General features: G+C 68.7%; 10 protein-coding genes and 1 pseudogene. 4 read left to right on the top strand and 7 right to left on the bottom strand.

What is annotated here, in order from left to right; genetic code table 11:
• A partial coding sequence (locus N878_RS04645; RefSeq protein WP_021442523.1) for a YqjD family protein occupies positions 1 to 317 on the bottom strand: 317 nt, incomplete at its 3' end.
• 370 nt (positions 318 to 687) lie between these two features.
• Here N878_RS04645 and N878_RS04640 point away from each other — a divergent pair.
• Positions 688 to 1,896 carry an ammonium transporter gene (locus N878_RS04640; protein ID WP_021442522.1) on the top strand — a complete coding sequence of 403 codons (1,209 nt, stop codon included), beginning with the start codon at positions 688 to 690 and terminating at the stop codon, positions 1,894 to 1,896.
• A gap of 45 nt (positions 1,897 to 1,941) precedes the next feature.
• Here the strand turns inward: N878_RS04640 and tsaA are convergent, their stop codons facing one another.
• The 6 genes from tsaA to N878_RS04610 all read right to left on the bottom strand — a co-directional run bounded on the left by tsaA (position 1,942) and on the right by N878_RS04610 (position 5,692).
• Positions 1,942 to 2,640: a tRNA (N6-threonylcarbamoyladenosine(37)-N6)-methyltransferase TrmO gene (gene tsaA / locus N878_RS04635; RefSeq protein ID WP_031302755.1), complete on the bottom strand. Its 699-nt coding sequence runs from the start codon at positions 2,638 to 2,640 to the stop codon at positions 1,942 to 1,944.
• Between the two features lie 44 nt (positions 2,641 to 2,684).
• Positions 2,685 to 3,452 carry a DUF2182 domain-containing protein gene (locus N878_RS04630; protein WP_256217953.1) on the bottom strand — a complete coding sequence of 256 codons (768 nt, stop codon included), beginning with the start codon at positions 3,450 to 3,452 and terminating at the stop codon, positions 2,685 to 2,687.
• A gap of 8 nt (positions 3,453 to 3,460) precedes the next feature.
• Positions 3,461 to 4,096 (bottom strand): DUF1326 domain-containing protein, encoded by a 636-nt coding sequence (locus N878_RS04625; RefSeq protein ID WP_021442519.1) that lies wholly within the window; start codon positions 4,094 to 4,096, stop codon positions 3,461 to 3,463.
• A gap of 98 nt (positions 4,097 to 4,194) precedes the next feature.
• Positions 4,195 to 4,380, bottom strand: coding sequence for a hypothetical protein (locus tag N878_RS04620; RefSeq protein ID WP_021442518.1), 186 nt, complete (start codon positions 4,378 to 4,380; stop codon positions 4,195 to 4,197).
• 44 nt (positions 4,381 to 4,424) lie between these two features.
• Positions 4,425 to 5,135 carry an rRNA pseudouridine synthase gene (locus N878_RS04615; protein ID WP_021442517.1) on the bottom strand — a complete coding sequence of 237 codons (711 nt, stop codon included), beginning with the start codon at positions 5,133 to 5,135 and terminating at the stop codon, positions 4,425 to 4,427.
• Positions 5,136 to 5,197: 62 nt separating this feature from the next.
• Positions 5,198 to 5,692, bottom strand: a complete 495-nt coding sequence (locus tag N878_RS04610) for a hypothetical protein (protein WP_021442516.1) — start codon at positions 5,690 to 5,692, stop codon at positions 5,198 to 5,200.
• Positions 5,693 to 5,839: 147 nt separating this feature from the next.
• On the opposite strand from N878_RS04610, the gene wecB reads away from it, so the two are divergent.
• From wecB to N878_RS04595, 3 genes and pseudogenes are all read left to right on the top strand, one after another.
• A complete protein-coding gene (wecB, locus tag N878_RS04605; protein ID WP_021442515.1) occupies positions 5,840 to 6,883 on the top strand; it encodes a non-hydrolyzing UDP-N-acetylglucosamine 2-epimerase in 1,044 nt (347 codons plus the stop codon).
• A 6-nt stretch (positions 6,884 to 6,889) separates the two neighbouring features.
• Entirely contained in the window at positions 6,890 to 9,064 is a 2,175-nt protein-coding gene (gene nrfB / locus N878_RS04600; protein WP_021442514.1) for a cyclic di-3',5'-guanylate-activated glycosyltransferase NrfB, read from the top strand.
• Positions 9,061 to 9,681: pseudogene (locus N878_RS04595) on the top strand (phage receptor); the annotation flags it as partial. The gene nrfB and the pseudogene N878_RS04595, both read left to right, overlap by 4 nt.

Raw genomic sequence — 9,681 nt, 5'->3', positions numbered from 1 at the left:
CAGCGGCGGCTGAGCAGCAGGCCGAACAGCAGGCCCACCGCAGCCGCCAGGCCGAGTGCGCGCCAGGGGTGCTTGTGCACGTAGTCCTCGGTGGCGTCCACGGCGATCTTGCCCTGCTCGCGCAGGCCGGCTTCGGCGCGGTGCAGGGTCTCGCGGGCGCGGCCGAGGCTGTTGCGGATATCGTCGCGCAGCGCCTCGGCCTGTTCGCCGGCGAGGCTGGCAGTGTGCTGCAGGAGTTTTTCGGTGTCGCTGACCAGGGCCTGGAAATCTTCCAGCAGGGCATCCTGGCTGCTCGGGGTGGCGTTTTTACGGGGCATGGAGCGCGTCCTCTGCGTTGGGCATGTAAGGCTTACGAGTGCGTCGAGGCTCGAGGGTTCCGCAAGGGTAGTCGGTAAATGGCCAAGGGCCAGGCTGGTATAGCGCTTGCATTGTGCTGGTGCGCGAAGTCTCGGAATTGCCCCGTGTTGGGGCTTTTCCGGTCTGGGTCAGGAAGGCCGATCGCAAGCCTAAGTTATTAATTAATAAGAAATTAGTGCCAAGGAGCCAGAATCGAGCGGCGCCATTTCGGGGCCGTGGCCTGGCGCTTTATGTGGGCATGGCGGTACGGGCGGCTGCATTGTGGTGCGCGCCGGCTTGTCGATGCCTTGCTTTGGTGCTTTTTCCCCAACGCCGGAGTTTTCTTCGCAGATGGAAAACATCAACAGCGCCGTGGAAACCCTGATCCACGGCTCCAATACCCTGTTCATCCTGCTCGGCGCGATCATGGTGCTGGCCATGCACGCCGGCTTCGCCTTCCTCGAAGTGGGCACGGTGCGGCAGAAGAACCAGGTCAACGCGCTGTCGAAGATCCTCTCGGACTTCGCCATCTCGGCCCTGGCCTATTTCTTCATCGGTTACTGGATCGCCTACGGGGTGACCTTCCTCGAGCCGGCGGCGGTGCTGACCGAGAACCATGGCTACGGCCTGGTGAAGTTCTTCTTCCTGCTCACCTTCGCCGCGGCCATCCCGGCGATCATCTCCGGTGGCATCGCCGAACGCGCCAAGTTCGGCCCGCAGCTGTGCGCCACGGCGCTGATCGTGGCCTTCGTCTACCCCTTCTTCGAGGGCCTGATCTGGAACGGCAACTACGGCCTGCAGGCCTGGCTCCAGGCGCGCTTCGGCGCCGGCTTCCACGACTTCGCCGGCTCGGTGGTGGTGCACGCCATGGGCGGCTGGCTGGCGTTCGGCGCGGTGCTGCTGCTGGGGCGGCGCAACGGCCGCTATCGCGACGGCAAGCTGGTGGCCATGGCGCCGTCGAACATTCCCTTCCTCGCCCTCGGCTCGTGGATCCTGATCATCGGCTGGTTCGGCTTCAACGTGATGAGCGCGCAGACCCTCGACGGCGTCAGCGGCCTGGTGGCGGTCAACTCGCTGATGGCCATGGTCGGCGGCACGGTCGCCGCGCTGCTGGTCGGGCGCAACGACCCGGGCTTCCTGCACAACGGCCCGCTGGCCGGCCTGGTGGCGATCTGCGCCGGCTCCGACCTGATGCACCCGGTCGGCGCCCTGGTCACCGGCGCCATCGCCGGCGCGCTGTTCGTCTGGGCCTTCACCGCGACTCAGGTGAAATGGAAGATCGACGACGTGCTCGGCGTCTGGCCGCTGCACGGCCTGTGCGGCGTGTGGGGCGGCATCGCCTGCGGCATCTTCGGCCTGGAGGCCTTCGGCGGCCTGGGCGGCGTCAGCCTGGCCAGCCAAGTGATCGGCACCGCGCTCGGCGTGCTGGTGGCGCTGCTTGGCGGCTTCCTGGTCTATGGCGTGCTCAAGGCACTGCTGGGCATTCGCCTGAGCCAGGAAGAGGAATACAACGGCGCCGACCTGTCGGTGCATAAGATCGGTTCGATCAACCTCGATTGAGCCTCGTGCCGCCGGCAGCTCCTGCCGGCGGCGCGCCTTTTGGCGCTACGGCGCCACTCGCTGCAGGTCCAGCACGCGGATGCGCCCCGGCTCGGGGTAGTGCCAGTGCACGTCCAGGTCCCACAGGCGCGCGCCGTAGCGGCGCTCGGGCTCGGGTTGCTGGTAGGCCGGGCGCGGGTCCTGCGCCAGGCATTGTTCGATCAGTTCCACCAGCGGTTCGCCCAGGCGCAGGGCGTGGGCCTGCGCCTGCTGCAGCGCCTCGGCCTGCCAGGCCACCGGGATCAGCTGCGGCGCGCCTTCGGCCATGGCGTTGCGCGCCTCGGGCAGGCTGTCGGCGTAGGGCACGTAGGGCTTGATATCCAGCACCGGGGTGCCGTCGAGCAGGTCGATGCCGGACAGGTGCAGGCGGCCCGGCTCGACCCGCTCCAGGCGCACCACCGACTGGCCGATGCCGTTGGGCCGGTGGGTGGCGCGGGTGCTGAACACGCCGACCGCCTGGTTGCCGCCCAGGCGCGGCGGGCGCACCTTCAGCCGCGGCTGCTGCTCCAGCGCCTGGTGGAAGAGAAACAGCAGCCAGACATGGCTGACCTGCTCCAGTCCCTGCACCGCGTCGCCTTGGTCGAACGGCGGCAGCAGCTCCAGCACGCCGCGCGCGGCCGGCGCCAGCTGCGGCTGGCGGGGGATGGCGAATTTTTCCTTGAAGCAGGAACGGACGAAACCGATCGGGGAAACGCTGTAGGTCATGGCGGCGGCATACGGGTCGGGGGCGGCCATGTTAACCCAGCGGCTCAGCCGAACAGCAGCCACAGGCCCCAGGCGATCAGCAGCAGCCCGCCCAGGCGCGCCAGCCACAGGCCCTGCGGCAGGCACTTCTCCAGCAGCACCCAGGCGCCGAGCGCCGCCACCCACAGCAGGTTCATCACCCCCACCACCAGCAGCAGGCCCATCAGCGCCCAGCAACAGCCCAGGCAGTAGCCGCCATGGGCCAGGCCCATGCGCAGGCCGCCGAGCGCCCCGTCGCGCCAGTTGCCGAGGAAGAACTGCAGCGGCCCGCGGCAGCGCGTCAGGCAGGCCGCCTTGAGCGGCAGCCACTGGTAGAGGCCGGCGCCGAGCAGCAGTAGCGCGGTGAGCTGGGTGCTGGCGCTGCGCATCGTGTTGTGCACCAGGCTGAGCTGTTCCAGCCACCACTGCAGCGCGGTGGCCACAATGGCGAAGACGCTCCACACCAGCAGATAGGCCAGGGCGAACAGCGCCACGGCCAGGTGCCGCCGCGGGGCGGCCAGGCGCCCGCGCAGCAGCGCCTGGTAGAGCAGCAGCGTGGGCAAGGCGCCGGGCAGCATCATGGCGACCATCATCACCGCCCACATGGCGAGCATCAGCAGGGCATCGCCCGGACTCCAGGGCATCGGCATGCCGCTCATCGCCGCATCCGCCATGCCGCCCGGCGCGCTCATGGTCAGGGCCATGCGCTGCAGCGCCAGCCAGGCGAGCGCGATCAGCGTCAGCAGGCACAACAGCCACAACGCCTGTTCCGCCGTCAGCGGGCGGCGAGGCACAACCGCGTTCAGGGCTGCACACCCTGGCCGGTGAAGTGCACCCGGGCCAGGTGGCTGTGGCCGCCGCTGGACTCCAGGTGCAGTGCGGCGTGGGTGCTGTGGCTGCCGCTGGCCATCTCCGCCTCGAGGAACTCGAAGCCCTCCGGCAGGACCAGGCGTGCCCGCTGCGGCCTGCCGTCGACCGGGCTGCGGATCGGTTCGCCACTGGCCTGCAGCACGCCGGGGATGTGCAGCGTGGCGAGGCGCGCGTCGACATCGATGCTGAGTTCGATGGGCACGAACAGCGGATCGAACACCTGGCTCAGGGTGGTGCTGAAGACCTGGAACACATTGGCCCCGGGCTCGCTTTCCTGGCCGGAGAGGATGGTCAGCAGCGCCTGACGCTGCGCGGCGTCGGCGCGCTCGTCGATAAACAGCTGGACGCTGCCGTTACCCTTGTGGATGGCGCCGGGCCAGGCGAAGGTGGCGGCCCAGCACAGGCCGTCCAGGGGCGTGGCCTGGAAGTGGCCATGGGCGATACGCATCGCCACCACCGCCTCGCAGTTGCCGTGGGTGGGCGGGGCGCTGAACTGGCAGGGACAGCCCCAGTTGCAATTGCAGGAAATGAATTCGGTGCCTTGCAGGCGCCAGTCGAGGGTGGCCATGAGCGGTCTCCTTCACCTCGAAGGTGAGTCAGATCCCCCATGGCTAATGCTAGTCGAGCATGGCCCGGCGCCGGCAGGCGCTGACCAAAGGCGCTTCGCTAGTCGATCACCCGGCAACCAGCGTCGCGAAAGGGCCCGGCGAAGCGCACCCAGCCTTCGCCGGGGCTGACCTGGGCGCAGGTCAGGTGGCCGTCGGCCTTGCTCTGCCAGAGAAAGAACGGTGCCGGCGCGGCCAGGCAGGCGGCGCTCAGGGCGAGCAGGGCGGTCAGTAGCAGCGTACGCATGGCGATGGTCTCCGCAAGACGAGAGGCAAACCCTAGCATGGTTGTCAGAAGCGTTCCTTCTCGCCCAGGTAGCGCCACTGACCGAGCGGCAGCTTGGCCATGGGCACGCCGCCGATGCGGATGCGCTTCATCGCCAGCACCGTCAGCCCCAGCGCCGCACACATCTGCCGCAGCTGCTGCGGCTGCGGATTCTTCAGGGCGAAACGCAGGCGCTGCTCGCTCTGCCAGCTGGCCTTGCACGGCGGGAACTGCACGCCCTTGTGCAGCAGGCCCTTCTTCAGGCGCTCCAGGCCGTTCGGCGCCAGCTCGCCGCTGACCTCCAGCAGGTATTCCTGTTCCAGCTTGTGGCCGTCCTCGCGCAGCTTGCGTTGCGTGCGCCAGTCCTGGCTGAGCACCACCAGGCCGCTGGCGCCGACCTGCAGCGGCAGGCTCTGCTCCTGGCGGAGGAAATGCCCATGCAGCACGCGCTGCGTGTGCGGGTCGTCGCTCCAGTGGTTGACGGCGGCCAGCGACTGCTGGATTCGCGCGTTGTCGGCGTCGGCCGCGCAGTTCAGCAGCAGGGTCACCGGCTCCACCGGATCGAGGCTGGCCTCGGGGTGCAGTTCGACGCGCTGGCCCTCGACCTTGAACTGCGGCGCCTCGACCACCTGGCCGTCGACGCTGACCCAGCCGCCGGTGATGTACAGGTCGGCCTCGCGCCGCGAACAGCCGAACAGTTCGATGACGCGTTTGGACAGGCGGACGGGTTCGCTCATGCGGGGTGGCTCGGCTGGCAAAAGGACGGCCATTGTAACGCCACGCCTGTAGGCATGCGGGGTTATTCGGCAGATGAGTTCGGGTAGTCGTGCGGGCTTTGGTATTCGCGCTTGCGCCCGGTGAATCCCTCGAACAGCGCACGATGGCGCGCCAGGCCGTACTCGTCCTGCCGTACGGGGTACTCGCCGACCCACTGGATCAGGTTGTCGAGCATGGCCTGCTGCTCGGTGGCACTGGCGAACTTCTCCGCTTCCCAGGGGCGCCGTCGGCAGTGGGCGATACAGGTATCGACGCCGGGATTGAGGAAGATCAGTTCGTCGCAGTGGGGCAGCGCGGTCTCGATCAGGTCGCCATAGCAGCCTTCGATCACCCAGTGTCGATGTGCCTGGATAAAGCCCATCAGCAATGCCCGGCTTTCGCCAAGCGGTTTACGCTGAGGCCCCTCGTTCCAGGCGATCTCGTCCAGCGCCAGGCGGGCGACGTCGCGGCCGCCGATCAGCTGCCGGGCCAATGTGCTCTTGCCGGCGCCGGCATTGCCCTGTAGCACGATACGCATAGGTGCATCTCCATTGACTTCGCTCCAGGCAACTCTAAATCGGCCTGGACAGGGCGCGATAGAGCGACTTGTATTGCCGGTGCGAGTTCTTCTCATCAGGCAGACGGCCGATTCCCCCTCATGGAGAGCCAGGCCAAGGAGCGGTGCATGTCCCTCAAGGTTCAGATGGTCTTCGGCACCCGGCCCGAGGCGATCAAGATGGCGCCGCTGGCGCGGGTACTCAAACATTGGCCGGGGGGCGAGCTGTTCGTCTGCTCCACCGGCCAGCACCGCGAGATGCTGCGCCTCGATGCCAGCTACGCCCGGGTGCAGCCGGATATCGTCCTGGTCCACGGCGACACCACCACCAGCTTCGTCGCCGCGCTGGCCGCCTTCCACCGGCAGATCGCCATCGGCCACGTCGAGGCCGGCCTGCGTACCGGCAACCTGCGCGCGCCCTGGCCGGAAGAGGCCAACCGCACCCTCACCGGAGTGCTCGCCGACCTGCATTTCGCGCCCACCGACAAGGCCCGCGACAATCTCCTGCGCGAGGGCCGCGCGCCGGCCGATATAGAGGTCACCGGCAACACGGTGATCGACGCCCTGCTGTGGATGCGCGATCACCTGCGCAGCAGCGGCTGGCAGCCGGCGGCCGATTCGCCGTTGGCGGCGCTGGCGGCGGAGCAGCGCCTGGTGCTGATCACCGGGCACCGGCGGGAGAACTTCGGCCAGGGTTTCGAGCAGATCTGCCAGGCCCTGGCCGAGCTGGCCGGGCGCTACCCCGAGGTGCAGTTCGTCTACCCGGTACATCTCAACCCGCAGGTGCAGGGGCCGGTGCGCGGGCTGCTCGGCGGCCTGGCCAACGTCCATCTGGTGGCGCCGCAGGACTACCCGCACTTCGTCTGGCTGATGGACCGCGCCTACCTGATCCTCACCGACTCCGGCGGCGTGCAGGAGGAGGCGCCGGCGCTGGGCAAGCCGCTGCTGGTGCTGCGCGAGGTCACCGAACGGCCCTCGGTGCTGGAGGGCGGCACGGTGCGGCTGGTGGGCACCGACCCGGCGCGCATCGTCGCGCAGACCGCGCGCCTGCTCGACGATGCCGAGGCCTACCGGGCGATGAACCGGGTGTTCAGCCCCTATGGCGACGGCCACGCCAGCGAGAAGATCGCCCAGCGCCTGCTGCGCTGGGCCGCAACAGCCAAAACCGAGTGACGCGCGATGAGTCTGGATCTGGTCGACCTGCTGGCCTATGTGCTGTATGCCCTGAAATACCTGGCCATCCTGCTCGCCGCGCTGATGTTCCTGCTCGGCCTGGATGACCTGTTCATCGACCTGGTGTACTGGGGGCGTGCGCTGATCCGCCGCTTTCGCGTCTACGCCGAGCACGAGCGCGCCGACGAGACGCTGCTCTATGGCACGCCGGAAAAGCCCCTGGCGATCATGGTGCCGGCCTGGCAGGAGGTCGGCGTGGTCGGTGAGATGGCGCGCCTGGCGGCCTCCACCCTGGACTACGAGAACTACCAGATCTTCGTCGGCACCTACCCCAACGACCCCGACACCCAGGCCGACGTCGACGCCGTGTGCCTGCATTACCCCAACGTACACAAGGTGGTCTGCGCCCGCCCCGGGCCGACCAGCAAGGCCGACTGCCTGAACAACGTGATCGATGCCATCCTGCGCTTCGAGGCCGAGGCGCGGGTGGAGTTCGCCGGCTTCATCCTGCACGACGCCGAGGACGTGATCTCGCCGCTGGAGCTGCGCCTGTTCAACTACCTGCTGCCGAACAAGGACCTGATCCAGGTGCCGGTCTACCCCTATGCCCCGGAGTGGAGCGGCTTCACCGCCGGGCATTACGTCGACGAGTTCGCCGAGAACCACGGCAAGGACGTGGTGGTGCGCGAGGCGCTCACCGGCCAGGTGCCCAGCGCCGGCGTCGGCACCTGCTTCAGCCGCCGCGCCATCGCCGCGCTGCTGGAAGACGGCGACGGCATCGCCTTCGACGTGCAGAGCCTGACCGAGGACTACGACATCGGCTTCCGCCTCAAGGCCAAGGGCATGAAGTGCATCTTCGCCCGTTTCCCGGTCAGCGATCCGAAACTGGCCCTGGCGCAGGAGTCCGGGCTGGGCATGAGCCAGCGCTTCGCCCAGGTGATCTGCGTGCGCGAGCACTTTCCGCGGACCTGGGCGCACGCCATCCGGCAAAAATCGCGCTGGATCACCGGCATCGTCTTCCAGGGTACCCGCAACCTGGGCTGGAGCCCGCGGGCGGCGCTCAACTACTTCCTCTGGCGCGACCGCCGCGGGCTGTTCGCCTACCTGCTGAGCTTTCTGGTCAACCTGCTGTTCTTGGTGCTGCTCGCCATGTGGCTGATCGGCCTGTTCAACCCCGAGGCCTGGCATTTTCCCTCGATCCTCTCCGGCAGCCCGCTGCTCAGCACGCTGCTCTGGCTCAATGGCCTGCTGCTGCTCAACCGCCTGTTCCAGCGCGGCTACTTCGTCACCCGCTTCTACGGCATCGGCCAGGGCCTGCTGTCGGTGCCGCGGATGATGTGGAGCAACTTCGTCAACTTTTTCGCCAACGTCCGCGCGCTCAAGCAGGTGCTGGAGATGGGCGACTCGCGCCGGGTGGCCTGGGACAAGACCACCCACGAATTCCCCTCGCTCGGGCAGAGCCCGCAGACGCCGCTGGGCCGGCGCCTGGTCGAACAGGGCCTGATCGGCGAGGCGCAGCTGACCGCGGCGCTGACCAACCCGGTGCGGCGTCGTCTCGGCCGCCAGCTGTTGCTCGACGGCCTGCTCGACAGCCGCCAGCTGGTGCAGGCCCTGGCCGCGCAGCTGGACGAGCCCTGGGCGCCGCTCAACCCCTTCCGCCTCGACCAGCGCCTGATCCGTGCCTTTCCCCGGCGCCTGGCGCTGCGCTATGCGGTGCTGCCGGTGGCGGAGGAGGGCGAGACCCTGGTGCTGGCCAGCGAACGCCTGCTCAGCCAGGTCTCGGTCGGCGCCATCAGTCGCCAGCTCGGTCGTCCGGTGCGCTGGCAGCTGGCGCCGCAGGGGCGGGTGACCCTGGGCCTGCGCCACTGGTATGGCGGCCGCCACAGCAGCGAGGAGAGCCGCGCCATGCTTGCCGCACTGCAGCGCCATGCCGACGACGAGGCCCTGCTGGAGCAGGTGTGCAAGCACCAGGTGCTGTTCGGCGACCTGCTGCAGGTGCGCGGTCTGCTGCCGCCGTCGCTGTTCAACCAGGCGCTGATCGACTTCGACCCGGAGCGGCACTCCCTCGGCCAGCACCTGCTGCAGCGCGGGGTGATCGGCGAGGAGGTGCTGCGGCAGGCGCTGCGTGAACAGGCCGAGGAACAGCGCGAGTCCTATCGGCTGGTGGAGGCGCTGGTATGAAGCGCCTGCTCGGTGTGTCCCTGCTCGCCGGTCTGGTCGCCACTGCGGCGATGGCCGCCGAGCCCTTGACCGGCTTCCAGCAGTTTCGCAGCTACCCCTTCCTCGACCGCGCCTACCGCGAGGCCGGCCGCGACAACTGGGCGGAGGTGGAGCGGCTGATGCGCCATCTGCTCGAGCGCGTGCCGCGCAACGACGAGGCGCGCAGCCTGCTAGTCGAGGCGCTGGCCAAGCAGCGCCGCTACCGCGAGGCCGAGGCGCTGGCCACGCAGCTGAGCGACGGTCACGATGCCCTGCTGGAGCTGCGCCTGACCTGGATCGAGCAGGACCCGCCGGGCACCTCGCTGGTCGAAGCCTGGCTGGCGCAGAGCGAGGGCGACGACCATGTGCGCCTGTGGCAGGCCTACAGCCTCAGCCTGGCCAGGTTCGGCGGCGCCAAGCGTGCACTGGACTGGCTCAACGAGATTCCGCCCAAGGGCGACGACCAGGTGCTGCGCATGGCCCGCGCCAACTGGGCCGAGCGCCTGCGCGACTGGTCCGCCACCGAGCAGCAGCTGGCCGCGCTGGAGGCCGAGGGCCGGCTGAGCGAGGACGACTGGCGGCGACTGGCCAATGCCCGC

Origin of the sequence: Pseudomonas sp. EGD-AK9, from assembly GCF_000465935.2 — a bacterium.
Taxonomy (GTDB): domain Bacteria; phylum Pseudomonadota; class Gammaproteobacteria; order Pseudomonadales; family Pseudomonadaceae; genus Aquipseudomonas.
Note: the sequence above shows the minus strand (reverse complement) of the source record. Positions and strands in the feature narration are given on the sequence as shown.